Genomic DNA, 26,774 nt, shown 5'->3' on the forward strand with positions numbered 1-26,774 from the left:
CCCGGATCAAGGCTGTCGGGATCGAGCCCGTCGGACGCCTGATCTCCTGTCACGGCGTGCGGGGTCCTTCGGTTCACGCGGCGGCGGGTCGGCCGAACGGCTTCGGCGCTGCGGTCGCTGTGCAAGACTCGGGCGATGAACGCTGCTGGGGAGGCTGCGGGTGTCCTCGGATGACGCGTACCCCGACTGGGAGGCGATCTACCAGGACAACGTCGCCTGGATCCACCGGCTGATGTTCGGCAAGGTCGGCAATCGGGCCGATGCGGAGGATCTCACCGCCGAGGTGTTCGTGACGGCGTTGCGGCCCCTGCGCGTCTCGGCCAGTGTCGGCGAGGTGCGGGCGTATCTGCGGGCCACCGCCCGCACGGTGCTGGCGGCGCACTGGCATCGGGTCATGGGCCGGGAGATCACCACGATCGCCGAGGATTTCGCGGATCGGACGGAGCCCGAGGCGACGGCGTCCGACGCACCGGCGCGGGCATCGGCGGCCCTGACCCGGCTCCCGGACCGGTACCGCCGAATCCTGGAGTTGCGGTTCCTGCAGGACCTCACTCTCCGGGAGGCCGCGGCCGAGTTGGGCGTCACCGTCGCGAACGCGAAGGTTCTGCAGCATCGGGCGTTGCGGATGGCGGCACAATTGAGCGAGGAGGAGGCGCGATGAGTGGGCGCGAGGTGCGGCGGTTCGTCGATGACCTGCTGCGTGGTCGGCCCTCGAAGGGATTCCGTCCCGACGACGCCGAGGCGGCCGAGATGCGGGCGGCGATCGAGCTGCGCGCCGCCCGCCCGGGAAGCGGGGAGCTCCGCGACGAGTTCAGCGTCGACCTGCACCGGCGCCTGGCCGCGCAGATGCGCACCGAGGAACCGGGCGCCGACGTGAAGTCGTTCCTGCCCGGTACCCGCAGGCAGGTCGTGGTGGGTGGCTCGATCGCCGCTGCGGCGGCCGCGATCGGCGCCGTCGTCGACCGCACGATCTTGCGCGCCGGAGCCCCGACGCCCGAGCCGGAGGCGACATTGGTGCCGACGAACGGGTCGTGGCGGGCCCTGGTGGCCGCCGACCAGGTGCCCGAGGGGGCGGTGCATCAGTTCGATCTGGGTGCCGTGACCGGGTTCGTGCACCGCGTGAACGGGCAGTTGCTTGCGGTGTCGGGCATCTGCACCCACCAGGGATGCCGACTGTGGTTCGACGCCCCGACCGATCGGCTGCGCTGCCCGTGCCACGCGACCGCGTTCGCGGTGACCGGGGCGGTGCTGACCCATCAACTGCCCGTGACGCCTCCACCGCTGCCGCGCATCCAGGTCCGCGACAACGAGGGCACCATCGAGGTGTTCGTGCCGACCGAACCCGCCTGAACCGGGCGGTGTAACCCGTCGTCCTATCAGTTGGGTGAGGAATCCGTGCGCTGCGGATTCCCGCCAGTCTGGAGGCGACCCCACCATGAAAATCCCAGCACCGTCGCGGCGTTCCCTGCTCGCACTCGGCGCGGTCGGCCTGACGCTCGTCGCCGGGTGCGGCACGCCCCCGGCCCCCGCCACCGCACCGACAGTCGACTTCGGCGCCGCCGACGGACCCACACCCGGGATGGACGGCATGTCGGCGATGCCGGCGATGCCCGACGGGGCGAACATGGCCGCGCCTGCACCCACTCCGGCAGCGGCGCCGTCGGCGACGAACACCGTGCAGATCACCGGTTTCGCGTTCGCGCCTGCGAGCATCACGATCCCGGTCGGGACGACCGTCACCTGGACGAACAGCGACGAGGAGCCGCACACCGTGACCGCGGCGGACGGGGCGTTCCGCTCGCCCGGTATGGGCACCGGCGCGACCTACGCGTTCACGTTCAGGGAGCCGGGGACGTTCGACTACATCTGCACCATCCACCCGTTCATGCACGGCACCGTGACGGTGACACCATGACCCGGCCGGGCGACCCGCACACCATGACCCGGCGGCAACTGCTGCGGCACTCCGCCTGGTTCGGCGCAGCGGTCGGGCTCACCGTCGTCGGTGGCGAGGTCCTCAGCCACGTCGCCGGACCGGCGGGCGGGTCCGCTGCGGCCACCTCTCGACCGACGTTGCGGTTCGCGCAGATCAGCGACAGCCACATCGGCTTCCAGGGGACCGCCAACGGCGACGTCACCGGCACATTCGCCGAGGCGATCGGGCAGGTCAACGCGCTCGGGTACACGCCCGACTTCGTCGTCCACACCGGCGACCTGACCCACCTCGCCACGCCCGAGCAGTTCGATCGGGTCAAGCAGATGATGACCGCGCTGCGCACGCCGCACGTGTTCGTCGTGCCCGGCGAGCACGACTCCGTCGACGACGCCGGCCAGAAGTACCGGGCCGTGTTCGGCGCGGGCACGAGGGGTGACGGCTGGTACAGCTTCGACATCGCGGGCGTCCACGTCATCGCCCTGGTCAACACGCTCAACCTGAAACTGCTCGGCCACCTCGGGCAGGACCAGCTCGACTTCGTCCGGCGGGACGTCGCCGGACTGTCGGACGACACCCCGATCGTCGTGTTCAGCCACATCCCGCTGTTCGCGATGTACCCGGACTGGGGGTGGGGCACCGACGACGCCGCGGTCGCGCTCGGCTACCTGCGCCGGTTCGCGTCGGTCACGTGTCTGAACGGGCATGTGCACCAACTTTTCACGAAGACCGACGGAAACATCACGTTCCACAGCGGCACCACGACCGCGTACCCGTTGCCGCGTCCGGGTGACGGCCCCGCCCCGAAGCCGGTGACCCTGCCTGCGGGCAAGCTGCACGACGTCCTGGGCATCCGGGAGGTCACCTACCTCGAGGGCCGCCAGGCCCTCGCCGTCAAGGACCGGGCGCTGGCATGAACCCGACGAGGACCTCCGAGTCCGGCACGGTCCGGCGGCGGTCGCCGCGGCGTGGGTGGCCGGATCTCGCACTGCGCGTGGGGATCTGCGCGTCGGTCGCGATCAGCGGATACCTCCACTTCGACCTGTACCGGGGTGGCTACCGACACGTCGCGGTGATCGGTCCGGCATTCCTCGTCCAGGCCGCCGCGTCCGGTGCGATCGTGGTACTCCTGCTTGTCGGCGGGCCGATCGCACTCCGCATCGCCGCAGGCCTCCTCGCCGGCGGCGCGCTGACGGCGTTCGTGCTCTCGCGGACTGTGGGGCTCTACGGATTCACCGAGATCGGTTGGCAACCCGCGCCGCAGGCGGCGGTCAGCGTCGCCGCCGAGCTCACCACCGTCGTCCTGTGCGTGGTCTCGCTGCTGCTCGTCACCCGGTCGCGTGGGGCCGGTCGAGGACGGTCACGGTGAGCCACCGGCGACGGCGCCCCGCGTTGTCGGCGCCACCGGTTCGACACGCGCCGCCGCTGCGGTTGCGCGTGATCGGGGCAACCGGGCAGCACCCGCTGGAGGAGGCCCGCGGACCACTCTCCGGTACGCGTCCCGGACCGCCCGGTCGCTCATTCCCGGATCGGCGGGCCGGGAGCGGGTGGCGGGGCCGGTGGTGTCGGATCCGGCTCGGGACCGGGTACCGGCGTCGGGCTCGGAGGCGCGGGGCCGGGCGGGTTCGGACTCGGTTCGGGGTCCGGAAACGGCGGCGGGGTCGGGACCGGTGGTGTCGGAATGGGCGGCTGCGGAATCGGTTCGGGGACCGGGCCTCCCACGGCGCGACCCGGATTGCCGGCGGTCATGATCACCGTGTTCCCACGGCCCGGCGTCCGAAACGTCGGGCAGCGCGTCCCTACCTCTCGACCCGGACGTCGTTCCGGACGACAGCGGATGGAAGATGTTCACGCAGAACGATGTTCAGTGCGTGCCTGCATTCCTGGCTGGTCACCCGCCCGCTGAGATGGACACACGGGCCGTGCAAGGTCACCCCGATCGCCAGCCCGCGGGTACGGGGATCCTCGGCCAACGCCCGCCGCAGGTGCGTCACGATGTACCGAGGAAACTCCGACGGCACGCGGATCATGTCCGCGCTCCTACGAGGTTACGGTGCGCCGGATCGGATCCGGGGTCGGCGACCGCCGGATCGTGAAATGCATTGGTGCCGGGAGATTCGTCGAACGCCGGGCTGTCGTATGTCGCGACATGGCGGGCCGTGTATTGCGTGGCCGCCGGTGTCCCCGTCGTCTCCGGGCGCACCGTGTGCCCGCTGCCCGGTTCACTCATGTGCCGGCCTCCACGTCGTCCGTCGGGCCTGGATACCCGGGTGGCCGTCACGCGAAACGTCGGTCGCGATCACGCGACGGGCAGGCCCCGCGAGGCCGGTGACGCCCCGGACGTTTCGCGTGTCGCCTGCGATCGGGGTCGATGCCGCGGACTCTCGCGGGGCGGGCCGCCGCAGGTTTGCGAATGACCATCGTGGGGAAGAACGAGGTCAGTGGCTTCGGCCGGTATCGAACGGAGGTTCCGGTCATGATCATCATCGGCATCGTCCTGGCCGTCATCGGTTACGTCATCACTGCACCCATCCTGTGGACCATCGGCATCATCCTGATCCTCGTCGGGGTCGTCCTGTGGGTCCTCGGATCCGCCGGACACGCCGTGGGTGGGCGCCGCCACTACTACTGAGCGGGTCGTCATGCCGATCCGCAGGCTGGAGTTGGACGTCGACACCACGGTCGACGGCCCGGCCATGGTCGACCTCGCACACCGACTCGAGACCGTGCAGGGCGTTGAGGGTGTCACCCTGACCGTGCGGGAGATCGACATCGAGACCGTCGGTCTGAACGTGGCCATCGAAGGGCCCGACATCGACGTGGATCTGGTGTTCGGGGCGATCGAGAAATCGGGCGCGGTCCTGCACAACATCAACGAGGTGTGCGCCGGGAACCGCGCGGTCGGCCGGGTGACGAACCGATGACCCGGTGGCGCCCGAGCCGTCGGGTGCCGATGCTTCCGCTGGTCCTCGGAATGACCGACGGCCTCGCGAACTCCCTCATCCTGGCCGGCGCGGCGATCATGGGGCAAGGCAGCACGGTGACGTTCGAGCTGGCACTGCGAGTCGGTGCCGTGGCGTTCGTGACGGCGGCGTTCTCGGTGTTCGTCGCGGACTATGCCGAACGGCGTCAGCGGCTCGTGCACGTCAGTGCACACCTGCACGCCCGGCGCCGGCCACGACTCGCGGACACCGACCTCGGCCGCCAGGCGAGACGGCAGTCCCTCGCGGCGATGGCGGTGGCATCGACCGCGAGTCTGGCCGCATCGGCGTTGCCGTTGGTGCTGGGGGCCGTCATCCCGGGATCCGCCTGGGTGGTGTTCGCCCTCGCCGTCGGTGCGATGACGGCCCTGGGAGCATGGCTCGGGGTCCTCGTCGAGGGCAACGTCTTCCGGTGGGCCGTGGTGCTCGGGCTCAGCGGGATCGCGGTGTCGGCGATCGGAGTCGAACTCCGCATCACGTGACCGTGCGGTACCGGCGCGTCGCGACGGACTTCTTCCTGATTGGGGACGGGCTCGAGCGGGTACCCTCACGCGGGAGGGACCGTCCTCGGGCGGTTCGGACGACGAGCCTGGAGTGCGTCGCATGTCGGAGGGAATCAAGTCGGCAGAGCCTGGCGAGACAGCCTCCACCACGCCGGTGGAGTTGCGGGTCCGTGCGCAGTACGGTCAGTTGCCGGTGCTGCGAACGATGGCCGAGGCCATCGCCGTGCTCGCCGACTTCGACCTGGACGCGGTGTCGGACGTGAAACTCGCCGTCGATGAGGTGTGCTCCCAGCTGATCCGGGACGCCGCCGGCGGGACCGACCTGATCTGCCGGTTCCAGCTCGTCGACGACGCTCTGCACGTGCACGCCTGGACGGACACGGTGAGCGTGCACGTGCCCGACAAGCAGGGTTTCGGCTGGCACGTGTTGCGCACCCTGACCGATTCCCTCACCGTCAACCACGAACCGACTGACCGCGGTACCGTCCGGACGACGATCGCCTTCACCCGGGTGAGGGGCGGCGACGGGTAGTGGAGGCCGGAGCTGGAAACGGACCCGAGACAGCCAACTCGTACGACGATCTCACCCACCTGTTCGAACGGATGTCGCGCTGCCGGGCCGATTCTCGTGCCGCAGCCGCGTCCGCGGTCCGGGCGGAGATCATCACCCGGGCACTGCCGTTGGCCGAGCACATCGCGCGCCGCTTCCGAGGGCGCGGAGAGGCCTACGACGACCTGCTGCAGGTGGCCCGGCTCGGGTTGGTCAACGCCGTCGACCGGTTCGACGTCGGCCGCGGTTCGGACTTCGTCTCCTTCGCGGTACCGACGATCATGGGCGAGGTTCGCCATCACTTCCGTGACGCCGGCTGGGCGATGCGGGTGCCTCGCAAGTTGAAGGATCTGCACCTCGAGATCACGAAAGCCGTCGGTGTCCTGTCGCAGAGATTCGGCCGAGCGCCGTCCGCGCGGGAGATCGCGGACGAACTTGGACTCGACGTCGCCGATGTCACCGACGGGCTGCTCGCCGGCAGTGCCTACCAGACGGTGTCGGTGGACGCCCGCACCGGCGACCGGGAGGACGATGCTCCGCTCGTGGACGTCCTCGGCGCGGACGATCCGGCCTTCGAGAAGGTGGAGAGTTTCGTTGCGCTCCAACCGGCGCTCGCCGCTCTGCCCGCGCGCGAGCGCACCGTCCTGCTCTTGCGATTCTTCGGAGGCTTGACCCAGACCCAGATCGCCGAACGGCTGGGCATCTCCCAGATGCACGTGTCACGGCTGCTGTCGAAGACGCTGGCAGATCTGCGGACCCGGTACCCGGACGACTGACCACACCCTGACCTCCCCGCCGGCGATCGTCCTGGCGGGCCGCCACGAGGGGGACGGCCGCGGCGAGCGTGACTCCCACGATCCGAACGACCGTAGTGGTGTTCATGTCCTTCCGGCGGGGCAGGGAATCACTCGAGGAGGGCGTCCGCCGATGCGGCATCGTCGTCCGGCGCGGAGGATTCACCGCCGGGTGCGATGGGGACGCTGTCCTGCAGTGTCCGTCGGGCCGCGAGACCGATCACCGTCACCGGGTCCCGGTACTCGCGGAGCGCGCGGCGCTGCCACTGCGAGCCGTTCCCGGTTTCGAACTCGCGTCGCAGCAGATTCCTCACCAGCCGGAACTCCCGCAGCTCGTCGAGGGACTCGTGGACGTGCTCGACGAGCGCATCGAGCATCCCGCGTGCGCCGACCGGTCGGCCGGTTCGGGGGTCGATGGCGCGGCCGGCGATCCCCTCCCGGGCGGCGATCCAGGCGGCGGCCCGAAGGATCTCCAGGTCGACGTCCGGTGGCGCGTCCCCGCGTTCGACCCCGCGGGTCGCGGTCATCACGAGCGCTCGCGTCAGGGCGGCGACCAACACCGTCTCGTCGACGGTCGGCTGGACGTCGGCGACCCGGATCTCGACGGTCGGGAGGTGACACGACGGTCGAACGTCCCAGTACACCATCCGTTCGTCCATGAGCAGCCCCGAGTCGACGAGAGTGTCGACCACGCTGTCGTAGTGGTCGGCGGACCGGAACAGGGGCGGCGGCCCCGACGCCGGCCAGCGAGACCACAGGATCGACCTCCAGCTCGCATAGCCGCTGTCGAGTCCGCGGTGCAGTGCACTGTTCGCGCTGAGCGAGAGCAGCGTTGGCAGCCAGGGCCTGATGTGGTTGGACACCTGGACCGCCGTCTCACGGTCGGGAACCTCGACGTGAACGTGACAGCCGCACACTGCCTGCTCGATCGCGAGGACGCCGAACTGCCTTTCCATCCGGCGATAGCGGTCCGACGCGGAGATCGGCAGCCGCCACGGAGCCAGGATCGGAGTGCCGACCGCGACCAGGTGACATCCGTCCTGGATCGCGGCCGCTCCGACGGCCGATCTCATCCCCAGCAGGCTGGCACGGAGCTCGCGACTGTCGTGACAGGCCGGCGTGTTGGTCTCCACCTGACAGCGGGACAGTTCCAGCTGTAGCTCCACCCCGAATTCCCCAGCGGCGGCGGCAACCTCGGCATTGCACAGCCGCGGTTGCCCCGTTTCCGCGTCCACGAGGAGAAACTCCTCCTCGACTCCGACCGTCGGGGCCGACCGGCCCCGCCATTCGGATCCGTTGTGCTCGGCGATGCTCTCCGCGTTCATGGCGGACGGGTGCCCGCCGAGTGGTGCCCGGAAACTCCGATCATCGCGGCGTCGACGGCCACAACGCCGACGTGCCCGCATCCGACCGGTGACTCCGCGCCCTTCCGGGTCACTCTCGTCGGCGGAGAATCATCGGCCACGCGAACCAGAAGAACCCGAAGACGGCCGCGGCCACGGCTCCGGCCGGCAGCCCGGTCCCTTGACCGACGACCACGCTGACGGTGAGGGTGACCACGCACGTCGTCGCCAACCCGAGCAGCACCACGCCGGCGAGTGCGCAGCGGTGGGCGGTGGTGACCACGGTCCGGACCCGGCGCTGCCGGAACAGGATCCGGTGCATGCTCACCGGCGCGACGAGCAGAACGGTCGCGGTGACGGCGAACAGGACCGCACCGAGATAGACGACTCGTTCGAGTGCGGTCAGGGTGGCGAATCGGGGTTGGAACGGGAGGATCAGCAGGAAACCGGTCAGGAGCTGCACCCCGGTCTCCGTGACCCGCAGCTCCTGCAGGAGACTGGCCCAGTTGCGGTCGAGTCGCTCGGTGGCGGTCTCCCGCCGGGCGCGGTGGTCCCACTCGGCGTCTCGCTCCGGATGATCGACCGGCACCCGGCCGTCGTACCGAGGTTGGATGAGTTTCGTGCGACCGCGCGGCATGACCCGAGGGTTCCCACGCACTCGCACGGCAAACCGGCGGGAGGTCTCCGGTTGGCAACGGTTCTCGCCGATGGCGACGCGGCGGCATGCACGAAGGCGCTGCCGCGCCGTCAGGGTGATGCGTCAATGCGATGCGACGAGCACCGCATTCTGCGGCGACCCGGTGTCGGTCCGGCCGTACGCGATGTGGCCGCCCAGCGCGCCGCTGGCGGCCGCGGCAGTCAGCCCGACCAGGCTCCAGGCCTTGCCGCGCAGCTGGTGGTCCCGTTTCCGTTGGTGCAGCGAGGCCAGCATCGCCAGGCTGGCGGCGGTGTTCCCGGCCGCGTGCACGAGTCCGGCCCGACGCTCCGTCTCGTCCCGTCCGGCCCAGTCCGTCCACCCGGTGACGACGGCGAACGGCACGCACGCGAGGCCGAGCCGAATCAGTCGCCGAGCCGCCCGGTGGTCACGCAGGAACACCTCGAGGGCGACCGCCGCCGTCCACGCACCGACGGGGGTCGTCACCGCCAGCGGATGTACCGGGTGCCCCAGCCAGTCGCCGCGCAGTATCCGGGCGACGGACGGATTGTCGTCGAGCACCCGCTGAACCCGCTCGTGCAGCGGTCGGTCGACCTGGTCGAGCGACTCGACGGACTCGGGAATCTGCAGAAGTTCACGAATGTCCATGGGTGGGTGGTACCCACGCCGGGCGGGCGAGAAACCGGGACCGGACCACCCCGCACGGTTCGGACCTTCTCGGCACAGGTGGCTCGACCGACACGGCACCCTCGAAGAACCGGTGACGTCAGCGCCTTCGTCGTTGTCCTACCGCATCTCGAACACCGAATCGGTGAGAAGACATCGGTGGGTGAGTTGATCCGACACCTGGGGTGACTTCTGGTCCACACGCCACTGGCGCAATCTGTTCATGTCACATCGAGAACAGAAAGGAGGGACAGGAAATGCGTCGAATCAAGTTCACCGTCGCCGCTCTCGTTGGCTTCGTGCCGCGAAAAGCGCCGGGCATGTACGAATGGTCCTGACAGTGTTCAACAGTGCGGGCGGTCGATTTGTTTTGGCCGCCCGCACTTTCATTAGGAGATGTAAATGACACGGCCACCGATCCTCGGGTCATCGCGGGCGGAATTGGCGGAAACGTACGATCGTGGACGCCTGTCCTTTCTGCTCGACGCCGCAGAACGCGGGCCGATAGTCGAACTCTGGCCGGGAACGTTCCTCGTGTCGGGTCACCGCGAGGTGCACGACGTACTTGTCGGGTCGAATCGAAAATTCCTGTCGACGCAGAACTTCCTCAGAAGCAAGGTGTCGGGCGACCTCGGATCCGAATCGGTGCAGCGCTGGATGACGTCACGGAAGGCCGCATCCGCAGCACTGGCATCGCGCGATCGACTCGACGCTCACCAGGTCGAACTCGCCCATGACACGAACGCGATCGTTCGGGGCTGGGTGGGGAGGACGGTGGGCGATCGAGAGCTGATCGACACCTTGCAGGTTCTCACCTCCGCGTCCATCAGCCGATACTGTTTCGGAACGCGGAACTTCGACGAGATCCCCGATCTGGCACAAGAACTACTCGATGCACTCTTCCCGATCACCGCGAGCCCCTTCGTCGTCCCCCGGTGGCTGCGATGGCGGCCTTCCGATCTGCGGGTTCGCCGGGCGCTACGCACCCTCGAATCGGCGGTGGCGACGCTGGCGTGGGCGCCGGGCTCGGACGGATTGTGTGACGACCTGCGTCGGGCCGACCTTCCGCCCAAAGACGTTGTACAGATGATCATTTCGACACTCCTCGCGGCGCATGGGGTTCCCGCGTCAGCCATCCTGTGGGGGATGGTCGAGCTCGGTGGACGCAGCGCTCTCCAAGAGCAGCTGCGAGGTGACGGCGGTGCAGGCGCCCTCACGCGAGTCGTGTCGGAGACGCTTCGTCTCTGGCCCCCGTCGTGGATGCTGGGCCGTGACGCGGCCGAGGACATCCGTTTCGGGGACTGGGAGATGAAAAAGGGCAGCGTGGTGATGGTGTCCAGCTGGGTGACCCACCGGGTGTCGCCCACCTTCGCGCCGACCGGTGGCGACTTCATGCCTGAGCGGTGGATCGACGCGGCGCCGAAGCGTGGCGAGTTCATTCCGTTCGGCGGTGGGCCGCGATGGTGTGTGGGCGCGAAGTTCGCGGAACGGGAGCTGGCGACCGTCCTGGGCGAGATCGTTCGACATTCCACGATGCGTATTCAGCTGTCGGGGGCCGAACCGAAAGTGAACGAGCGCAGAACTCTCACGCCCGAGGGTTTCTCCATGAGGTTCTACGTCCCGGTGGGCACGTGATACGCGGAGGGATCCGGGTCAGGCTGGGGTTCGCCTTCCTGCTCGCCGGCCCCGTCTCGGATTCCGCTGTTGTGGTGATCACGGCCGGGTTGGTTGTTTCGGCCGAGGGGAATGCAACGCTCCTGTCGCTCGCCTTCGGTGCTCGATGTTTCGGAATTCTCGGGGCGGGGCTCATTGCCGGCGCGTTGGTGGATCGGCTCGACAAACGGGCGATCATTCTCTCGACCTATGCCGGTCGAGGTGTGCTGATTGCCGTACTGCCTGCGCTTGCAGGTGGGCTTCACATTCTTCCCGTCATGATGGCATTGGGTATGTGTAGCGGGCTGTCGCAGCCGGCCGCGGCAACCGCGGTGTATCTTTCTGTTCCGCGCGACGATCGGGCCAACCAGCTGGCGATCTGGCATTCGCTCAGCCTCACCGTGCAAGTGGTGTCGCCGGCGGCAGCGGCCCTGCTGATCTCGGCCACCGGACCGACGATGTCGGCACTTCTGCTCGTCGCGGCCGTTGCCGTGTGTGCCACGTGCGCACGCGCGGTTTCTCCGAGTCCGACGCGACCCGAATCACCCACGGGGCTCGTCGAGGACACGCGTGAGGGTTTCCGATACATCAGGGACAGCCGTTGGCTGCGGACGGTGATCCTGGTGTCTGCCGCACAAACCGCGCTGCCGGTCCCGGCCTGGCTCCTGATCGTCAACGCGGGGGCGGGCGAACGATGGTTCGCGGGCGCTCAGGGTTACCTCATGGCCCTGTTTGCGCTCGGCGGCATCGTCGGCACGAGCCTGCTGGGAAAGCGGATTCCTTCTCGCGCAGCACAGTCGGCGTTACTGGCGCAGGGGTCGATCTGCGTCGGCCTCGTCGCGTTGAGCCTCTGTCCGCCGTTCTTCGTCATGGCCGTGGTGGCGCTGCTCATCGGCGCGTCGATTCGACTGGGCAGCGTCTGGGCGGATGTCCTCGTGGCGACGCGAGTGCCCGAAGCGATGCTCGGACGCGTCGCCGCATTGGGCGCGACACTCGCCAATGTCTGCATGCCGGTCGGCTTCATGATCGCCGGCGCGCTACAGGCGCCACTCGGCCCCGCGGTGACCGCCGGGCTCGCGGCCACAGTGAGTGCGGCCGTCTCGGCAGTCGGTGTCGCGCAGGTTGCGGCGCCTGCACGGACTCTGCCCGTGCGGAGTGCGGTCTGACGCGGCATCCAGCAGCAGCCAACCCCTGACCGGACCCTGCCAGGTGCAGCGGCACACCATCGGTTGTCGGAAAGATCGATCCTCGGGCAGCGATCGGATCGACGGCTCGGGTGCCCGGGCGCGGCCTGTACTCGCCTGTCGGACTGTGGTACACCGGGAGTGGTTGAGAACGACAGCCGGGATTTTGCGCGTCCTTCTTCGGGGCCGGTGCACGGTGTGCCAGCCGCATTCCTGTCGGTGGGTGGTGCGAGCCGAACCACTCGCCCTCGCAGGGGGTGTCGCGGTCGCGAGCCCGGCGGTGACCGGACAGGACTGCGGTGCAACGAGATACGAGATCCCAACGGCCGGCCGACGAATCGCCCGTCGGGCCGGGTCCCGAATGGAGCGTCGAGCGCGAGGACGAGATAGGCGGGGCGATCCGGTTCGGTGAGCCGCAGCGGGTCGGGAGCTTCCGGTACTACCTGGCCGACCGGCGCTGGGAATGGTCCGACGAGGTCGCGGTGATGCACGGCTACGAGCCGGGCACCGTGGTACCCACCACGGAACTGCTTCTCGCCCACAAGCACCCCGACGACCGGGCCCGGGTCGCCACCACCCTGTCCGGCACCGTCCAGCATGGAGAGCCGTTCTGCAGCCGCCACCGCATCATCGACACGAGAGGCGAGACGCACCGGGTGATCGTGGTGGGGGACCGGTTGGTCGGCGAGTCGGGTGACCTGCTCGGCACCGCGGGCTTCTACATCGACGTGACCGAGACGGCTGGCGGTGGTCGGCCGGAGACCCGCGACGGCGCGCTCGCCGACCTGTACGAATCCCGGGCCGCCATCGAGCAGGCAAAGGGCGCGTTGATGCTGGTGTACGGCATCTCGGCCGAGAAGGCATTCGACGTGCTCGTCTGGCGCTCTCAGGAGACCAACACGAAGCTGCGGCGCCTCGCTCAGCGATTGGTCGCCGAACTGTCCGAGGCGGCGAATGCGCCGACCGGCCTGCGCACGGTGTTCGACCACCTGCTGCTGACCGTCCACGAGCGGATCGAGGACGACCCGGTGGCGGAGGGCCCGGCGCAATGACGAACAGGCACCTCGCCCGCGGTGAGCCGAGCCGTGTTCTCGCGTGGTCACGGACTCGGCTGCGGTAGCGAGCAGTCGGTGATCTTCGGGTTGACGCCGAGATAGTTCAACGGTCCGGCGATCACCGTCACCGCGATGGTTCCGGCGCCGGCACAATTCTCCGGCTGGTTGCGGAAGTACCCGCGCTGACCGGCGGCCACCGCTCCGATGACCAGCCAGATCACCACGACGACCACGATGATTCTCATGACGCACCTTCCTCGGGCGATTCCCAGGTACCCGGCCGCGGCGTGCCGCAAACACACCGAGGGGGCCACGGAATCGGTCACGATCGGCCGCATCGCCACGCGCACCGCAGGTCGTGGACGGGTCGGCCGTGAGGTGGTGCGAAGCCGATCCACGGCGGTCCGGAAATTCCGATCGACCTGCCCACTCGGCACCGGGCGGATAGTCTCGAAGACGCGAAAGGACGGCACGGCTGGAGGCGAGTTTCCCGCGGCCGCGGTCGCCCCGGCCGGGCCCACGGAGGTGTGTGATGTCCGAGAAGTTCGCCGAGCCCGACAGGTCGATCGCGCGGGTGTCGAGCGAGTCACTCCTGCCGCAGCTGGTCGAGCATCTACGGCAGAACCGGACTGCGTTGCGCGAGGAGTGGGCGCGGCGGATCACCGAGGCCGAGTTGCTCACCACGATGACACCCGACGAGCTGTTCTCCGAGGCCACCTCGGTGTACGACAACTACGTCGAGGTGCTCGAGACGGGCAGCGTCGAAGCGCTCCAGGCGTACGCCCGCGACCTGTCCGAACGCATCATCCCGCGGGGCGTGGAGACCGACGAGGTCCTCGGAATCGTGTTGCTGCTCCGCGATGTGCTCGCCCGGTCCCTGTTCGAGAAGTACCAGTCCGACTTCGAGTTGCTCAATCGGGTGCTCGACGCCTACGAGCCCGCGGCCAACCGCATCGCGAACACGGTCGGCGTCAGTTTCGTACAGGAGCGTGAGCGGATCATCCGGCAACAGCAGGAGGCGATTCGTGAACTCTCGACCCCGGTCCTGCAGGTGCGTGAACAGCTGCTGATCCTGCCGATCATCGGCGTTCTCGACGGCCAACGGGCCCGGCAACTCACCGAGCAGCTGCTCCGGGCGATCCGCGCCAACCGCGCGAAAGTGGTGGTCATCGACATCACCGGCGTGCCCGCGATCGACTCCACCGTGGCGAACCACCTCGTGCAGACCGTCGAGGCATCGGGGTTGATGGGGGCGAGTGTGATCATCACCGGGCTGTCGTCCGAGATCGCGTTGACCCTGGTGACAATCGGACTGGACCTGTCGAAGATGAACGCGGTCGGAGACCTGCAGGGCGGCATCGAGGAAGCCGAACGCCTGCTCGGATACGAGGTCAGCCGGACCGGGGAGCCGTCCGGCGAGCTCCGGTAGCGGCGACGCCATGCCGGTACAGATCCTGCGGCAGGGCAGCTCGCTGATCGCGACGGTGCAGTCAGCGCTCACCGACAGCGATGCCGTGCGGCTCCAGCAGGACCTGATGGATCACGTGAGTCGATTCCGCTCGGAGGGGATCATCCTGGACGTCGGATCGATCGACGTCCTCGACTCGTTCGCAGCCCGGTCCCTGCGTACCATCGCGCGGATGACGCGCCTGCGCGGCGCCGACACCGTGATCGTGGGATTGCAGCCGGAGATCGCCTTCGCGATGGTGCAGCTCGGCCTCACCTTCGACGACATGTACACGTGCCTGGACCTCGACGAGGGGCTGACACTGCTCGATCGCCTGCGGACCGCGCGGCGAACTCCAGGCCGGCGCGGAGGCGTTCGCTGACATGGTCATCGCGGTGTGCACGCTCGACGACATCGTCACCGCCAGGCAGGCCGGACACGGGCTGGCGAGCGACCTCGGATTCTCGCTGACCGACGTGACGATGATCGCGACCGCGATCTCGGAGGTGGCCCGCAACATCACCAGCTACGCGGGTGACGGCGAAATCCGGCTGTACACCGGTGACCGTCACGGCCGCAAGGCCCTGGTCGTCGAAGCCGAGGACCACGGTCCGGGGATCGCCGATGTCGCACTCGCGCTCGAGGACGGATACAGCACCGGCGGAGGGCTGGGCCTCGGCCTGCCCGGCGCGCGGCGGCTGATGGACCACCTGGAGGTTAGTTCCCGGCTCGGTCGGGGAACCCTGGTGACGATGTGGAAGTGGGTGCCCACGGGTGCGTGAAGAGGGCCGGGTCGGGCCGATCGAGTGGGCCGCGGCGTGGCGCCCGCGGGCGGGGGAGTCCGTCTGCGGCGACCGGGTACTCGTGACAGGCGCCGAGCGCGCCGCATTGATCGCGGTGGTCGACGGCCTCGGGCACGGCGCGCCGGCCGCGACCGCCGCCGCCCGCGCCGTCGAGGTCCTCGCCGCGCGGCACACCGGACCGCTCGTCGAACTGATGCGGGCCTCACACCGGGCGCTCGTCGACACCCATGGTGCCGCGATCTCGTTGGCGTGCCTGGGCTTCGACGGTGGGCTGGCCTGGATCGGGGTGGGCAATGTGGCGGCCGCCGTGGTCGGCGCCGCGCCCGGGGGTCCGAGCGTCCGCGCCCGCATCCTGCAGTCCGGTGGAATCGTGGGGTACCGGATGGCGTCTCGGCTCGAGCCCAGGACGTCGTCGATGCGACCCGGAGACCTCCTGGTGATGGCCACCGACGGGGTCGGCGAACCGTTCGTGGACGCGGTCGAGCTGGCGCGACCGGCAACGGAGATCGCCGACGCGATCCTCGCCGGCCACGGAACGGACACGGACGACGCCCTGGTGCTGGTGGCTCGACACCGAGGAACACCGCGATGACGGCGTCGGTCGAATCCTTCCGAGTCGCGTATCGAGACGCGCTGGAGCACCATCTGGCCGCTCGCGGCGAGGCGACGCTCGCGGCGGGACTGGACCTCGGGCGGCGCGCCCTCACCGGCGACGTGAGCGTGCTCGAGGTGGTCGAAACGCACTTCCGGTTGCTGGCCGAACTCGGTGTCGTCACGAGCGATCCCGAACCGGACCAGCGGGAACGGGGAGAGGCCGCGCTGCAGTTCCTGTTGCAGACGCTGACCGTCCTCGACGTCGCGTCGCGGGGATTCCTCGACCGGGCCCACGGTTACACCCGGCAACGGGAACGTGCCGAGCACCTGTCCGAGCAGCACGCCTTTCGCCGGACCCTCCTCGAGTCGATGCAGGACGGCTTCTTCGTGGCCGACGCCACGGGCACGGTCGTCGAGGTCAACCCCGCCTTCGGTGAGCTGACCGGTTACGGCCCGGCGACGCTTCCGTACCGCTGGCCCCACCCGTGGCTTCCGATCGCCGACCCCGATCGAGCAGACGCCGTGTCCGCGTTGACCCGGTGCGTCCGCGACGGCGGCGGGCGGGTGTCGATTCCGGTCCGTCACCGCGGCGGGAAGCGAATGTGGTTGGCGGTCAACGTCGGTTCGGTGACTGCTGCCGGACACGAACCGATGTTCGTCGGCACGATCCGGGACGTCACGGCGGATCGCCTGGCCGCGGAACACGAGAAGGCCACCGCCCGCCTCGCCGGTGCGATCGCGGCCGCCACCGGTGTGACCGAGGTGCTCACGATCGGGCTGACCGAGTGCCGGACCGCGATCGGGGCTCGGCGCGTCCTGGCCGCGGTGTGGCCCACGGAGCGGGGCGCGCCCGTCATGCACTCGTCGGGCGGCGATGCCGTCGCGTGGTCGAGCCTCGACCCGGGTGTTCGCGCCGCGCTCGACCGGGTCCGGGGTCGGCCACCGCTGACGGTGGAGGCGAATCCGGCCGTCGACTCCGCCCGGGGGGTCGCGATCTCCCTGAGCGCGACCGCCGATGTGGCGTTGTGGATCGAATCGGCGGTGCCGGGCCCGCTCACCACGGCCGATCGCGCATTGGTGACACTGCTGTGCAGTCACCTGACCCTGGCACTGCAGCGAGCTCGTTCGTACGACCAGGCCCGCACCGCGTCGCTGACGCTGCAGCACGCGATGCTGGGCGCGGTCGACATCCCGCCGGGTTTCGCGGCCCGGTACGAGCCCGCGGTCCCGCCGCTGGAGATCGGCGGCGACTGGTATGACGCGGTCACACTGCAGGACGGCAGTGTCGGCGTCGTCGTCGGAGACTGTGTCGGTCGTGGACTCGCCGCGGCCGCGGTGATGGGACAACTCCGGAGTTCGGCGCGTGCACTGCTCCTGCACGGCAGTGGTCCGGGCGCCCTGCTCGACGATCTCGATGCCGTCGCCGCGCACACACCGGGCGCCGCGTGCACCACCGTGTGTGCCGCGGTCATCGACCCGGGGCGGGGGACGTTGCGGTACAGCAGCGCCGGTCATCTGCCCCCGGTCCTTGCCGGTCTCGGTGCCGCCCCGCGGCAACTCGACGGCGCGCATGCGGTGCCGCTTGCCACGTTCGCATGCTCGCCCAGGCCCGAGGCGACCGTCGACCTACCGCCCGGATCGACGGTGCTCTTCTACACCGACGGTCTCGTCGAACGCCGCGACCGCGGCATCGACGACGCACTCGGTCGCGTCGACGCGATCCTGGTCGAGGGCGCACGCAGTGTGCCCGCCGCGGTGGCCGACCTCCTGTTGTCCGTGTTGCGCCCCCGGGACGGATACGAGGACGATGTGGCGGTGCTGGTGTATCGGCAACCCCCGTCGCGGCTGCGCATCACGACGCCTGCGGAACCCGCCCAACTGGCTGTGATCCGGCGTGAGCTGCGGAACTGGCTCGCCGTCGCGGCCGTGCCCGAGGCGACTGCTGCGGACATCGTGTCCGCGACCAACGAGGCGTGCACGAACAGCATCGAGCACGCCTACCGCGGCCGAACCCCGGAGATGGTCGAGGTGACGGCGGAGGTCGAGGTGCCGCACCGGCGTGTTCGGGTCTCTGTGGTCGACACCGGGAGATGGCGGACACCCCCGGCGACGTCGCCGGACCGTGGACGTGGTCTCGCCCTGATCGGCGCGTTCGTCGACGCCGTCGACATCGACCGGCACGACGTGGGCACGCGTGTGCACATGACCACGTCGATCCCGAGTTCGTCCGGGCCGGCCGCCGGGACCGGACCGGTCCGAATCAGCGATGGAGCGCGAGGCGCTCGCGATGCCGGTTCGGGAGCGGCCGATCCGGAGCCGAGGTGACGTCGCGTACGAAACGGCCGATCGACCTGATTGCGCCTCGGCTTTCCCGGGTTGCGTTGGCGACCACAGGAAATGCGTGCATCTGCCCCTCCCAGACGTGGAGGTCGCACGGCACGCCGGATCTCAGCAGACGATCCGTCATCCGTTCCGCGTCCATGCGCAGGATCTCGTTCGCCCCGGCGTGGATCATCACCGGCGGCAGGTCGCGCAGGTCTTCGGCGATCGGCGAGATCAGCAGTTCCGCTTCGCCTTTCACGGTGATCCGCGACTGGGCCCGTGTGAGATAGCGGGAGAACACATGCAGCGTCGAGGGTGGAAAGACCGGCCAGGTCGGCGTGTCCGCAATGGCCTCGGTGCGCGGTCGGAGGTCCGTGATCGGGGAGATGGCCACCACCCCAGCAGGTTTGGGCAGTCCGAGTCGCGGCATCGACAGGGCGGCCATGAAGGCGAGGTAGCCGCCGGCGGAGTCGCCGGAGACGACGATCTCACTGCCGCGGTAGCCGCGCTGGAGCAACCAGCGATACCCGTCCACGGCATCGGAGACCGCGCTGCCGATCGTGTGCCGCGGCAGCATGCGGTATCCGACGTGGAGCACCGGTGCCCCGGCCGACGTGGACAGGCACGACACCAGTGCACGGTGGGTGTTGAGGCCACCCGCCAGGAAGGCGCCGCCGTGCAGGTAGAGGATTGCCCGACCGGCCACAGAGGATGGGGTGCTCACCCGTTCGGCGGAGCAGTTCGGCAGCGCGACGGGTCGGACCTGCGTGTGGCGTGGCCGAGGCAAGAGGCCTGCGGCCGCGTCCAGCCAGTCGAGGGGCCAGCCGAATTCGGGCGCCGCCATCCACACCCGCACAACCGGGCCCATACCGAGCCGCGCGCCGAGGACGAGCGCCCGTGATCGGAGGCTCACTCCGCGGTGGATGTGTGGAGTCGGCCTGCCGGCGGGTAGTTGGTCCGGGTGCTCGCGCACTGCCGGCGTACGCACGACCATCTCCTCCTTCTGCACGAAGCACACGTGTCCCCGGTGTCGGTGCGGATTTGCCGTGTCACCGGCTTGGAGCGCACTGTTCCGATGTCCGAAAGGTCGGTTCGGTGTGCGAATTCGTGTGCGTTGGTTGACTTCTGGATTCCCGGGTGGATCAGTGGTCAAACATGGCCCGGGGCTTCGGGTCCGCCGGACACGCCCCGGGCCGCGTCACTGCTGGTCGGCGAGTGCGGCGTCGAGCGAGCGATGGACCTCGATCTCGCCGGCGAGTCCCGTGAGTTCGATCGGACGGGCCGTCGCAGGGGAATCGGCAATGACCAGGAACCGGGTCTGCTCGTCGGACATGTGCTGACAGGCGACGAGCATCGCCAACCCGGCGGAAGCCAGGAAACTGACACCCGACAGATCCATCACCAGGGTCGCCGGCCGGTCCGCCATGGCGTGCTCCGCCGCGCCCTGCACCCGGGGTGCGGTCACGATGTCGATCTCGCCCGAGACACGGAGGACCACCGCCGAGGCGACACGGTCGATCCGGACAACAGCGCCCTGGGAGGGCGGTGTCGGCGCGCTGTCCCGCGGCTCGTCGGGATTCGATGGGACCACCCCCTGATTGTGGACCATCGACGCCCCGGGCGCCGTCGAGTCCGCGCCACCCACCGGCAGGAATGTGCCGACGCTGCTGTGGGTATCCGTTCATCCGGTGCCGGGTCCGGACAGTCGGGTCCGGGTGATGGCGCGGGAACGGTGTGCAGCGAGGGTGAGCAAGGACGACACGGTCGTTGCCGTCACCGCCGCGATCGAGCACGGGGCGGGAATGTCGCGGACTTCGACATGGACACGATCCTCGACGGGGGGTATCGGGCCGCGGGCGGGCGGGACGTCGGATCGATGGCGAATGACGAGGTCGAGGCCGCGATCCGACAGGGGGCGCAGCGGTGGTCGGGCTCCGGGCGACCGGGCTCCGTTCGAACGATGCCACGCAGGCCGGGCCGGCGGGATCCGTGGCGTGCAGGCGCGCTGTCGACCGCGTCGAGAACCGCCGAGGGTTGCGCAACACCCACCTGGAGGCCGACGATGGAGACGGCGACAAGGGTTCATGGCGGTGCGTGCCCCTGGTGCTGGAGCCCGTGGGCTCCCCACGAAGGCTGGAACGTGATGCCGCTATGGATCTGCAATCCGACGGCCCACCCGAAACGTGCACCGATCGTGGGATGGGGGAATCCGCGGCGGTCGGGGAGCGCCCGCCGCATCCGCCGCCGGCTCCGAGACGGACCGAGCGAGCGCGTTCCGGTCCCCGTGAACAACAGGTCACCGTCGACGTCGAGTCCCGGGGCCGTACCGTGATCGTGTCCGTTGCCGGTGAGATCGACGTCGTCACGGCTGACGAGGTGCAGTCCGTGCTCGACGTCGTCAGGTGCAGCCCGTTCGACACGCTGGTGATCGACCTGACCCGGGTGGGCTTCCTGGCCTCCGCGGGTCTGCGACTACTGGTGGCGTGTTCGCACGCCCTCTCGGCGGACGGCGTGGGCCCCCTCCGGGTCGTGGCCGACGGTCCGGCCACACTCCGGCCGATCCGACTCACGGGGCTCGGTGCCCATCTGGAGGTCCACAGCAGCCTCGGCGCCGCACTACGTGGGCCAGGCGAGTGATTGCCGCTCGCGGATCGTGAGCGCGGTTTGTCCGGGCCCTCGGCTGGGTAGTACCTGAGACGAACACATCGTCGGGTCGAGGAGCCGGAATGAGTACCACCAACACCGTCGTCATGTGGGTCGTTCTCGCAGTCGTCGTGATCGTCATCGTGACCGCAGCCGTCTGGGTGCTGCTCCGCCGACGCACCGAACGCCGGCGGGCCCGGGCAACGCAGATTCGTGCCGAGGCGCAGCAGGAGTCGTTCAAGGTCGGTCAGCGCGAGGCTCTGGCCGAGGAGACCGCTGCGAACGCCAGGGCGGCCGCGGCGGAGGCCGAGGCCAAGGCCGCGCACGCCCAGCGCCTGCAACAACGGGCGGGCGAGCGCAGCACGGAGGCGGCCACGTCGCGTGCCGAGCTGGACGAGCAACTCGAGCAGGCGGACCGGATCGATCCTGATCACAATGCCGATGAGGACAAGGACGCCGGGCGGCAACCCGGTGGGCGGCGACAGGACGGGCCTCCGCCCCCGCAGGAAGCCGTTCACCGAGAGTCCTGATCCGACAGTCCTGATCCGACGAGGCGCGGTGCGCCGATCGGAATCGTGCCCGTGCGAACCCCTCCGTGCAGACACCGCGGTGGGGTTCGCACTGCGCAAGAATGACCAACGCGGGCAAACACTTCACGTTCGTCCGCAGGGGACACGGCACGCCGGATCCATCAACGGCCAGGCCGCACCGAGATCGTCGCCTGCGGACCTTGGTTGCTCGCGGAAATCGACGCAATCCAGCCGGACGTCGTGCTCGGTCTTGGCGCCACCGCCGCCCGGTCGTTGTCGGGTGCGTAGTTTCGCATCGGCGCGCACCGTGGCCAGGCGCTGAGGCCCGGCGACGATCTCCCGGTACGGTCGGCACCCGTCATCTACGTGACCGTTCATCCCTCGGCAGTGCTGGGGCGCCGACGGCGGACCGGCACGCGATGTTCGCGGGTCTCGTCGCGGATCTGCGGACGGCAGCGTCGTCGGCCTGATCGCCGGCCGTCATTTCGACAGTTGCTCGGCGACACGTGCACCAGGCGCCTCCGACTGGGGCGTGCACGGTCGGTCGGTCCGGGCAGAGTGGGCGGCGGCATCGGACAGTCATGCGGGAGAGTCCCGCATGCAGACCGTTCCGTCTGTGTCCGAGCAGACCACACGCCCGTTTGAGGCCCCGGCGCCGTGGGTAGTCGCGGCGTGTGTCCGCCAGAGTGACCGCCCTGCACGGGAGGACGACAGTTGTCGTCTCGACCCGGAATCGGCCGGCGGTACTGCTGCACACGTTGCGCGAGATGCGCCGGTTGCGCCCGTCACCGCCGATCATCGTCGTCGACATGGCATCGAGTGATGCCACGGCGCAGGTGGTGCGCGCAGTCAACGATTTCGGTTCCGGCGGCCCGGTGATCGAGTGGACAGGCCTGGAGCACAACCGTGGAGCAGTCGCCCGCAACCTCGGCGTCGAGTGTGCGTCGACACCCTTCGTCGCCTTCTGCGACGACAACACGTGGTGGCAGGCGGATTCGCTGGCGCACGGTGAGCATCTCTTCGACCTCCACCCATCCGTCGGCGTGCTCGCTGCTCGGACAGTGATGTTCCCGGGCGGCGGCACCGACCCCGTGTGCGAACGGATGAGCAACAGCCCACTGGGGCGGCAACCCGGCCTGCCAGGTCCGTCGGTGCTGGGGTTCCTGGTGAGCTCGGTACTTGTGCGACGCACTGCGTTCCTCGCGGCCGGCGGGTTCAATGATGTGCTCCGGTTCCCCGGCGAGGAGGAGATGCTCGCCCTGGACCTGTACCGGCACGGCTGGGACCTGTGCTACGTGCCCGACCTGGTGGCATTCCACCTGCAGTCCCGGGTCGGCGCTGCGCGTCGCCGGCGCGAGGTCCGCAACCGGATCCTGACGGCGTTGATGCGCCGGTCCGCAGGGAGATGCTCCGAACTGGTCGGTCACCTGGCGGTCGACACCCTCCGCGATCCTCGCAATCTCACCGTATGGGCGTCACTGCTCTGTCACGCGCCGGCGGCCCTCTGGCAGCGGGCGCCGGTCACGCCGGACCTCGAGGCGACCGTTCGGCTGCTCGACGTCGAACGCGGTCCGGCACGGAATCGGCACCCGAGTTGATCCGTGGCGACCTCGCTTCTCGATCGGAGATCTACGACCTGATCACCGCGCATCGCGGTGGAATGGACAACGAAGCGCCCACCTCACCGGTGAGCGCTTCAGCACGTTCGTGCTCGGAACCTATCGTCCCATCCTGCCAAGCCTGCCCGCGTTCCCTCGCATCATTCCCATTGCGGTGAGGCCGAGCCCGAGCACGCACACAACGATGCCACAGGCCACGTTCGACCAGAGCATGCCCGCCGTGGTTGTCACTCCGGCCACGAGCCAGGGGCTGACGATCATCCACACGCCGAGCAGCGCCACCACGAACGCCATGTCGTGCGTCCGGGAGTAGGCCGAGGTGAACCCGACCGCGAGCAGTGCGACCGCGAGACCCGTCAGCAGGTTGCACGTCGCCAAACCCGTCTGGCCGTAGAACCCGATGATCCAGGGCGACCCCGCCATGAACAGGCCTGCCAGGAACAACACGCCGTCGATCACCCGTGTCATCGGCTGTTCGGAGACGCGGTCGTAGCGAGCCCGCATTTCGGCGATATCGGGATGTCTTTCAATCGACATACCTGGTGTTGTCATCACCCACCTCCTCGAGAGGGAACAGTTCCTACGAAGGGTTACCCCGATGACGGAGCGCCGAAACGCGCGTGACCAGATGGTTCTCTCGCTTCGGCCATCCCGTGCGGACCCGCGTCGGCAGACACCTGCGGGTGGTGCCCTGTGTGGTCGCGCGCCGGTCGGCACATCACGTCGTCATCGTCACGTGGTCCCGCGCCCGCATCCTCAGCGGGTGCCGTGTGTGTGGGCCCGGTGGCGCTCGAGGAATCGTTCCCGCTGGTGGTGCATGCGTTCGGCGGCGGCCGCATCTTCCTCCTGCCGTTGCTGTTCGGCTACGACCAGCCGGCGGGCCACCGTGATTCTCGCCGGGGCGTTTCGTTCCCGCAGTGCGCGGGCCCGCGAGGCCGCGGACCCGTCGTGCAGTAGGCGGGCGGCGGCGAGATCGCAGCCGATGAGGGCCCGCTCGTAGGCGAGCCGCAGCGCCGACCCCTCACGGAGCTGAGACATGCCGAGATCCTCGAGGAGCTGGAAGGGTAGGCGGGCTAGCCGGTAGTTGAATCGGGCTACCGCCAGGGGGATCCCGAGCACCAGCCGATCGTATCCGGGGCGCGGTGGCGTGGCTACCGGAAAGCGGTTGTGGGCTCTCGCTCGACCTACTCGATTGAGTCGCAACGTGAATCCAACTGCGGCTTCGTGATGTTCTCGATCGCGGTGCAGTGGCCCCGAAAAGTGGTGTAGGTCAAGTGGCCTGCCTCGAATGTCGGTATGGTCGCGAAAGTCCCCGGCCCCCAGCGCTTCTACTGGACGTTCAACCTTTCAGGCGGGGCGGCTGCTCAGGTTGCGTGCGGCCCCATCGGTGGCGTAGACATGGATTCCATAACGTCATCCGGTCGTGATCTGAAACACATGCACTCCGGGCGGTTTGTGGATCGCATCGAAATGTTGCTCTACCGAAGTTCTTTCAGGGGCCGGGCCACCACGGGGTCCGTGCGCGAACCGAAAGGCACCGATGCTGCTGCCCATGTCGCCGACCGATTCGATGTTCCGGCTGGGCGAGTCCCGCGAGCACCCCATGCACGTCGGCGGACTGGTCCTGCTCGAGCCGCAGGAGGGGCGCAGGCTCTGGACGTGCGTGTCAGTGCTCTCTGCCCGCTGTCGATCCCGGTCAACGGGCAGGGCGGTGACCATCACGTGCGCCAACACCGACGACGAGATCGCGTTCGGCGCCACGGTGCCGGCCGCCGCCCCCGCGATGGGGGTGCCGGATCGCTGGTTCTCGCCGCGCTGATCGCGGTGTTCGTCGTCGTCGCCGTCACCGTCGCCGCACCGATGATCTGACCGACCCATCCGACCCGGCCACAAACCGGACACGACAGGACAGGAAGTTCGACCGCGTGACCGTACCGAGCACCCATAACCCGCACCTCCGCTCCGCACCCCACGGGGCGCTGAGCACCGCCGAGATCAAGTCCCGGATCGAGGCGATGTTCGCCGACCGTCCGGCACCCACCCACCGTGAATCCCGAGGAGGCACTTCGGCGTGAACGCCAATCTCGCACAGTTGCTGTTGCTACTTGCTGGGGGCATCGGGGGTGCGGCGGCGCTGCGACGCCACGACCGCCACCGCCCGCGGCATCGGCCCGTCCGACTCGGCGCACACCTGATGCGCCAGCACGATTGACCTCGCACGATCGACCCAGGGCGCGTCTCCCATTCGCGAGGCTTGAGCCCGGTGCCCACGGCTCGCTTCGAGTTCGGGCGGGCGAGACCCGGGAAGCGGTGCGACCGTCATCGCCGTGTTCACCGCGGCCGCGGCCGGCAACCGGAGTTGCGGACAGCCCATCCCCATCTCCTCGGCCCAGTCTCGCGGATCGGTGATCGCCCCGGTCAGCGTGGATGCGGCCGCGGTCTCCGGCGAGCACAGCCAGACGGAGTCCTCCCGGGTGCCGGACCGGCCGGGAAAGTTGCGCGGCATGGTGCGCAACGGGTTGCGGCCGGTTGCCGGCGCCCGTCCCATGCCGATGCAGCCCGTGCACCCGGATTGGTGGATCCGGGCGTCCGCGGTGATCAGGTCCAGGGTGCCGCCCGTCCGGGTCAGGTCGGAGAAGATCTCCCGCGAGCTGGGGTTGATGTCGAAGCTCACGCTCGGGGCGGTCTGCCGGCCGGCCACCATCGCGGCGGCGATCGCGAAGTCGCGCAGTACCGGGTTGGCGGACGAGCCGATGACCACCTGACCGACCGGTTCCCCGGCCACCTCGCGGACCGTACCACGTTGCCCGGGGACGACGGCTGCGCGATCAGCGGTTCGATCGTGGACAGGTCTATCGCCTCGTGCACGTCGAACTCGGCGAGTCTGCGGCGAGTGCCGTGAAATCGCCCTCCCGGCCCTGGCTGCGCAGGAAGTCACGGACCGTCTCCTCGGCGGGAGCCACCGACGTGGTGGCACGGAGTTCGGCGCCCATGTTCGCGATCACGTGGCGGTCCATCGCGGTCAACGTCGCCAGACCGGGTCCGTGGTATTCGATGATCCGGTTCACCGCGCCCGCGACGCCGTGGCGGTGGAGCATTTCGAGGATGACGTCCTTGGCCGAACACCAGCGCGGAAGCCGGCCGGTCACCTCGACCCCCCCAGATCTCGGGCATGCGCAGGCGCAGCGGCTGCCCCGCGATCGCCAAGGCGAGCGCATGTGGAGCAGTTCGCCGGCCAGATCGACGAGGACGGTCGTCGACTCGAGGTCCGCAATGCCTACCACCAGCCGCGCACGGTGAAATGACCAGCGCGCCGCCGCCTGCGCGCCCGGATGTGCCGACTTCGGAAGCACAGCAAGGGCATTCGCCTCTTGTGGTCGCCCTCGTTCCGGCCGGAGCCGCGTTCGAGAAGGGGAACCCATGGAACGACCGGTCGATTCGTAGACCACCCAAGAAGTCGCCGGACACTCGCCCACCACAACGATTTGACAATAACTCG

Annotated in this window: 31 protein-coding genes and 1 pseudogene; 23 read left to right on the forward strand and 9 right to left on the reverse strand. The window is 69.2% G+C overall.

What is annotated here, in order from left to right; translation table 11 throughout:
• Positions 1 to 154: 154 nt before the first annotated feature.
• The 10 genes from ABD951_RS17225 to ABD951_RS17270 all read left to right on the forward strand — a co-directional run bounded on the left by ABD951_RS17225 (position 155) and on the right by ABD951_RS17270 (position 6,743).
• The gene (locus ABD951_RS17225; RefSeq protein WP_345347616.1) at positions 155 to 661 is read left to right on the forward strand and encodes an RNA polymerase sigma factor; all 507 of its coding nucleotides are present in this window, start codon (positions 155 to 157) and stop codon (positions 659 to 661) included.
• Positions 658 to 1,350, forward strand: coding sequence for a QcrA and Rieske domain-containing protein (locus tag ABD951_RS17230; protein ID WP_345347480.1), 693 nt, complete (start codon positions 658 to 660; stop codon positions 1,348 to 1,350). The genes ABD951_RS17225 and ABD951_RS17230 overlap by 4 nt, the downstream gene beginning before the upstream one ends.
• An 85-nt stretch (positions 1,351 to 1,435) precedes the next feature.
• The gene (locus ABD951_RS28715; RefSeq protein ID WP_425569871.1) at positions 1,436 to 1,915 is read left to right on the forward strand and encodes a cupredoxin domain-containing protein; all 480 of its coding nucleotides are present in this window, start codon (positions 1,436 to 1,438) and stop codon (positions 1,913 to 1,915) included.
• The gene (locus ABD951_RS17240) at positions 1,912 to 2,850 is read left to right on the forward strand and encodes a metallophosphoesterase family protein (protein WP_345347483.1); all 939 of its coding nucleotides are present in this window, start codon (positions 1,912 to 1,914) and stop codon (positions 2,848 to 2,850) included. The genes ABD951_RS28715 and ABD951_RS17240 overlap by 4 nt, the downstream gene beginning before the upstream one ends.
• Positions 2,847 to 3,302 (forward strand): hypothetical protein, encoded by a 456-nt coding sequence (locus ABD951_RS17245; RefSeq protein WP_345347486.1) that lies wholly within the window; start codon positions 2,847 to 2,849, stop codon positions 3,300 to 3,302. Before ABD951_RS17240 ends, ABD951_RS17245 begins: the two co-directional genes overlap by 4 nt.
• Before the next feature lie 1,044 nt (positions 3,303 to 4,346).
• Complete coding sequence (locus ABD951_RS17250) at positions 4,347 to 4,565, forward strand: DUF6131 family protein (RefSeq protein ID WP_425569872.1); 219 nt, start codon at positions 4,347 to 4,349, stop codon at positions 4,563 to 4,565.
• A 10-nt stretch (positions 4,566 to 4,575) separates the two neighbouring features.
• Entirely contained in the window at positions 4,576 to 4,857 is a 282-nt protein-coding gene (locus ABD951_RS17255) for a DUF211 domain-containing protein (RefSeq protein ID WP_345347488.1), read from the forward strand.
• On the forward strand, positions 4,854 to 5,396 hold the full coding sequence (locus tag ABD951_RS17260; RefSeq protein ID WP_345347490.1) for a hypothetical protein: 543 nt from the start codon (positions 4,854 to 4,856) through the stop codon (positions 5,394 to 5,396). The genes ABD951_RS17255 and ABD951_RS17260 overlap by 4 nt, the downstream gene beginning before the upstream one ends.
• A 121-nt stretch (positions 5,397 to 5,517) precedes the next feature.
• Entirely contained in the window at positions 5,518 to 5,949 is a 432-nt protein-coding gene (locus tag ABD951_RS17265; protein ID WP_345347492.1) for an ATP-binding protein, read from the forward strand.
• 71 nt (positions 5,950 to 6,020) lie between these two features.
• Positions 6,021 to 6,743: a SigB/SigF/SigG family RNA polymerase sigma factor gene (locus ABD951_RS17270; protein WP_345347625.1), complete on the forward strand. Its 723-nt coding sequence runs from the start codon at positions 6,021 to 6,023 to the stop codon at positions 6,741 to 6,743.
• Positions 6,744 to 6,871: 128 nt separating this feature from the next.
• Here the strand turns inward: ABD951_RS17270 and ABD951_RS17275 are convergent, their stop codons facing one another.
• The 3 genes from ABD951_RS17275 to ABD951_RS17285 form a co-directional block, all read right to left on the reverse strand.
• Positions 6,872 to 8,086 carry a carboxylate-amine ligase gene (locus ABD951_RS17275; RefSeq protein ID WP_345347494.1) on the reverse strand — a complete coding sequence of 405 codons (1,215 nt, stop codon included), beginning with the start codon at positions 8,084 to 8,086 and terminating at the stop codon, positions 6,872 to 6,874.
• 109 nt (positions 8,087 to 8,195) lie between these two features.
• Positions 8,196 to 8,741, reverse strand: a complete 546-nt coding sequence (locus ABD951_RS17280; protein ID WP_345347496.1) for a DUF6328 family protein — start codon at positions 8,739 to 8,741, stop codon at positions 8,196 to 8,198.
• A gap of 123 nt (positions 8,742 to 8,864) precedes the next feature.
• Positions 8,865 to 9,407, reverse strand: a complete 543-nt coding sequence (locus tag ABD951_RS17285; RefSeq protein WP_345347498.1) for a DUF2231 domain-containing protein — start codon at positions 9,405 to 9,407, stop codon at positions 8,865 to 8,867.
• A 420-nt stretch (positions 9,408 to 9,827) separates the two neighbouring features.
• On the opposite strand from ABD951_RS17285, the gene ABD951_RS17290 reads away from it, so the two are divergent.
• From ABD951_RS17290 to ABD951_RS17300, 3 genes are all read left to right on the forward strand, one after another.
• Positions 9,828 to 11,060 carry a cytochrome P450 gene (locus tag ABD951_RS17290; RefSeq protein WP_345347501.1) on the forward strand — a complete coding sequence of 411 codons (1,233 nt, stop codon included), beginning with the start codon at positions 9,828 to 9,830 and terminating at the stop codon, positions 11,058 to 11,060.
• 71 nt (positions 11,061 to 11,131) lie between these two features.
• Positions 11,132 to 12,244 (forward strand): MFS transporter, encoded by a 1,113-nt coding sequence (locus tag ABD951_RS17295; protein WP_345347628.1) that lies wholly within the window; start codon positions 11,132 to 11,134, stop codon positions 12,242 to 12,244.
• A 404-nt stretch (positions 12,245 to 12,648) separates the two neighbouring features.
• Positions 12,649 to 13,314 (forward strand): PAS and ANTAR domain-containing protein, encoded by a 666-nt coding sequence (locus tag ABD951_RS17300; protein ID WP_425569875.1) that lies wholly within the window; start codon positions 12,649 to 12,651, stop codon positions 13,312 to 13,314.
• 47 nt (positions 13,315 to 13,361) lie between these two features.
• Here the strand turns inward: ABD951_RS17300 and ABD951_RS17305 are convergent, their stop codons facing one another.
• The gene (locus ABD951_RS17305) at positions 13,362 to 13,562 is read right to left on the reverse strand and encodes a hypothetical protein (protein ID WP_345347503.1); all 201 of its coding nucleotides are present in this window, start codon (positions 13,560 to 13,562) and stop codon (positions 13,362 to 13,364) included.
• Between the two features lie 287 nt (positions 13,563 to 13,849).
• Between ABD951_RS17305 and ABD951_RS17310 the strand changes: the two genes are divergently transcribed.
• From ABD951_RS17310 to ABD951_RS17330, 5 genes are read left to right on the forward strand one after another with little or no spacing between them, the layout of a single operon-like run.
• Positions 13,850 to 14,746: an STAS domain-containing protein gene (locus tag ABD951_RS17310; RefSeq protein ID WP_345347506.1), complete on the forward strand. Its 897-nt coding sequence runs from the start codon at positions 13,850 to 13,852 to the stop codon at positions 14,744 to 14,746.
• A gap of 10 nt (positions 14,747 to 14,756) precedes the next feature.
• On the forward strand, positions 14,757 to 15,146 hold the full coding sequence (locus tag ABD951_RS17315; protein ID WP_345347509.1) for an STAS domain-containing protein: 390 nt from the start codon (positions 14,757 to 14,759) through the stop codon (positions 15,144 to 15,146).
• A 1-nt stretch (position 15,147) separates the two neighbouring features.
• The gene (locus ABD951_RS17320) at positions 15,148 to 15,546 is read left to right on the forward strand and encodes an ATP-binding protein (RefSeq protein ID WP_345347515.1); all 399 of its coding nucleotides are present in this window, start codon (positions 15,148 to 15,150) and stop codon (positions 15,544 to 15,546) included.
• On the forward strand, positions 15,539 to 16,159 hold the full coding sequence (locus ABD951_RS17325) for a SpoIIE family protein phosphatase (protein ID WP_345347518.1): 621 nt from the start codon (positions 15,539 to 15,541) through the stop codon (positions 16,157 to 16,159). The genes ABD951_RS17320 and ABD951_RS17325 overlap by 8 nt, the downstream gene beginning before the upstream one ends.
• Positions 16,156 to 18,486 carry a SpoIIE family protein phosphatase gene (locus tag ABD951_RS17330; RefSeq protein WP_345347521.1) on the forward strand — a complete coding sequence of 777 codons (2,331 nt, stop codon included), beginning with the start codon at positions 16,156 to 16,158 and terminating at the stop codon, positions 18,484 to 18,486. Before ABD951_RS17325 ends, ABD951_RS17330 begins: the two co-directional genes overlap by 4 nt.
• Here the strand turns inward: ABD951_RS17330 and ABD951_RS17335 are convergent.
• Complete coding sequence (locus ABD951_RS17335; protein WP_345347524.1) at positions 18,422 to 19,477, reverse strand: alpha/beta hydrolase; 1,056 nt, start codon at positions 19,475 to 19,477, stop codon at positions 18,422 to 18,424. The two genes, ABD951_RS17330 and ABD951_RS17335, sit on opposite strands and share 65 nt — an antisense overlap.
• Before the next feature lie 204 nt (positions 19,478 to 19,681).
• The gene (locus tag ABD951_RS17340) at positions 19,682 to 20,074 is read right to left on the reverse strand and encodes an STAS domain-containing protein (protein WP_345347527.1); all 393 of its coding nucleotides are present in this window, start codon (positions 20,072 to 20,074) and stop codon (positions 19,682 to 19,684) included.
• A gap of 608 nt (positions 20,075 to 20,682) precedes the next feature.
• On the opposite strand from ABD951_RS17340, the gene ABD951_RS17345 reads away from it, so the two are divergent.
• From ABD951_RS17345 to ABD951_RS17360, 4 genes are all read left to right on the forward strand, one after another.
• On the forward strand, positions 20,683 to 21,120 hold the full coding sequence (locus tag ABD951_RS17345; RefSeq protein ID WP_345347530.1) for an STAS domain-containing protein: 438 nt from the start codon (positions 20,683 to 20,685) through the stop codon (positions 21,118 to 21,120).
• Between the two features lie 89 nt (positions 21,121 to 21,209).
• A complete protein-coding gene (locus ABD951_RS17350; protein ID WP_345347533.1) occupies positions 21,210 to 21,656 on the forward strand; it encodes a hypothetical protein in 447 nt (148 codons plus the stop codon).
• A 156-nt stretch (positions 21,657 to 21,812) separates the two neighbouring features.
• Positions 21,813 to 21,944, forward strand: coding sequence for a uracil-DNA glycosylase family protein (locus ABD951_RS28720; RefSeq protein ID WP_425569876.1), 132 nt, complete (start codon positions 21,813 to 21,815; stop codon positions 21,942 to 21,944).
• Positions 21,945 to 22,342: 398 nt separating this feature from the next.
• Complete coding sequence (locus tag ABD951_RS17360; RefSeq protein ID WP_345347637.1) at positions 22,343 to 23,254, forward strand: glycosyltransferase family 2 protein; 912 nt, start codon at positions 22,343 to 22,345, stop codon at positions 23,252 to 23,254.
• 120 nt (positions 23,255 to 23,374) lie between these two features.
• Here the strand turns inward: ABD951_RS17360 and ABD951_RS17365 are convergent, their stop codons facing one another.
• Complete coding sequence (locus ABD951_RS17365) at positions 23,375 to 23,827, reverse strand: SPW repeat protein (RefSeq protein WP_345347536.1); 453 nt, start codon at positions 23,825 to 23,827, stop codon at positions 23,375 to 23,377.
• Between the two features lie 204 nt (positions 23,828 to 24,031).
• Positions 24,032 to 24,394: a hypothetical protein gene (locus tag ABD951_RS17370; RefSeq protein ID WP_345347539.1), complete on the reverse strand. Its 363-nt coding sequence runs from the start codon at positions 24,392 to 24,394 to the stop codon at positions 24,032 to 24,034.
• Between the two features lie 433 nt (positions 24,395 to 24,827).
• Here ABD951_RS17370 and ABD951_RS17375 point away from each other — a divergent pair, with 433 nt between their 5' ends.
• Positions 24,828 to 25,094 carry a hypothetical protein gene (locus tag ABD951_RS17375; RefSeq protein ID WP_345347643.1) on the forward strand — a complete coding sequence of 89 codons (267 nt, stop codon included), beginning with the start codon at positions 24,828 to 24,830 and terminating at the stop codon, positions 25,092 to 25,094.
• A gap of 447 nt (positions 25,095 to 25,541) precedes the next feature.
• Here ABD951_RS17375 and ABD951_RS17380 read toward each other — a convergent pair.
• Positions 25,542 to 26,488: pseudogene (locus tag ABD951_RS17380) on the reverse strand (aconitase family protein); the annotation flags it as partial.
• Positions 26,489 to 26,774 lie beyond the last annotated feature (286 nt).

The organism is Rhodococcus olei (genome assembly GCF_039540555.1).
Taxonomy (GTDB): domain Bacteria; phylum Actinomycetota; class Actinomycetes; order Mycobacteriales; family Mycobacteriaceae; genus Rhodococcus_G; species Rhodococcus_G olei.

Bases quoted from the DNA above. Each gene is read 5' to 3' on its own strand.
- ABD951_RS28715 (WP_425569871.1), top strand. From the start codon at position 1,436: ATGAAAATCCCAGCACCGTCGCGGCGTTCCCTGCTCGCACTCGGCGCG.
- ABD951_RS17270 (WP_345347625.1), top strand. From the start codon at position 6,021: ATGTCGCGCTGCCGGGCCGATTCTCGTGCCGCAGCCGCGTCCGCGGTC.
- ABD951_RS17330 (WP_345347521.1), top strand. From the start codon at position 16,156: ATGACGGCGTCGGTCGAATCCTTCCGAGTCGCGTATCGAGACGCGCTG.
- ABD951_RS17285 (WP_345347498.1), bottom strand. From the start codon at position 9,407: ATGGACATTCGTGAACTTCTGCAGATTCCCGAGTCCGTCGAGTCGCTC.
- ABD951_RS17290 (WP_345347501.1), top strand. From the start codon at position 9,828: ATGACACGGCCACCGATCCTCGGGTCATCGCGGGCGGAATTGGCGGAA.
- ABD951_RS17265 (WP_345347492.1), top strand. From the start codon at position 5,518: ATGTCGGAGGGAATCAAGTCGGCAGAGCCTGGCGAGACAGCCTCCACC.
- ABD951_RS17335 (WP_345347524.1), bottom strand. From the start codon at position 19,477: ATGGTCGTGCGTACGCCGGCAGTGCGCGAGCACCCGGACCAACTACCC.
- ABD951_RS17250 (WP_425569872.1), top strand. From the start codon at position 4,347: ATGACCATCGTGGGGAAGAACGAGGTCAGTGGCTTCGGCCGGTATCGA.
- ABD951_RS17310 (WP_345347506.1), top strand. From the start codon at position 13,850: ATGTCCGAGAAGTTCGCCGAGCCCGACAGGTCGATCGCGCGGGTGTCG.
- ABD951_RS17280 (WP_345347496.1), bottom strand. From the start codon at position 8,741: ATGCCGCGCGGTCGCACGAAACTCATCCAACCTCGGTACGACGGCCGG.
- ABD951_RS17275 (WP_345347494.1), bottom strand. From the start codon at position 8,086: ATGAACGCGGAGAGCATCGCCGAGCACAACGGATCCGAATGGCGGGGC.
- ABD951_RS17230 (WP_345347480.1), top strand. From the start codon at position 658: ATGAGTGGGCGCGAGGTGCGGCGGTTCGTCGATGACCTGCTGCGTGGT.
- ABD951_RS17345 (WP_345347530.1), top strand. From the start codon at position 20,683: ATGGGGGAATCCGCGGCGGTCGGGGAGCGCCCGCCGCATCCGCCGCCG.
- ABD951_RS17315 (WP_345347509.1), top strand. From the start codon at position 14,757: ATGCCGGTACAGATCCTGCGGCAGGGCAGCTCGCTGATCGCGACGGTG.
- ABD951_RS17365 (WP_345347536.1), bottom strand. From the start codon at position 23,827: ATGACAACACCAGGTATGTCGATTGAAAGACATCCCGATATCGCCGAA.
- ABD951_RS17305 (WP_345347503.1), bottom strand. From the start codon at position 13,562: ATGAGAATCATCGTGGTCGTCGTGGTGATCTGGCTGGTCATCGGAGCG.
- ABD951_RS17255 (WP_345347488.1), top strand. From the start codon at position 4,576: ATGCCGATCCGCAGGCTGGAGTTGGACGTCGACACCACGGTCGACGGC.
- ABD951_RS17245 (WP_345347486.1), top strand. From the start codon at position 2,847: ATGAACCCGACGAGGACCTCCGAGTCCGGCACGGTCCGGCGGCGGTCG.
- ABD951_RS17375 (WP_345347643.1), top strand. From the start codon at position 24,828: ATGTCGCCGACCGATTCGATGTTCCGGCTGGGCGAGTCCCGCGAGCAC.
- ABD951_RS17260 (WP_345347490.1), top strand. From the start codon at position 4,854: ATGACCCGGTGGCGCCCGAGCCGTCGGGTGCCGATGCTTCCGCTGGTC.
- ABD951_RS17320 (WP_345347515.1), top strand. From the start codon at position 15,148: ATGGTCATCGCGGTGTGCACGCTCGACGACATCGTCACCGCCAGGCAG.
- ABD951_RS17240 (WP_345347483.1), top strand. From the start codon at position 1,912: ATGACCCGGCCGGGCGACCCGCACACCATGACCCGGCGGCAACTGCTG.
- ABD951_RS17350 (WP_345347533.1), top strand. From the start codon at position 21,210: ATGAGTACCACCAACACCGTCGTCATGTGGGTCGTTCTCGCAGTCGTC.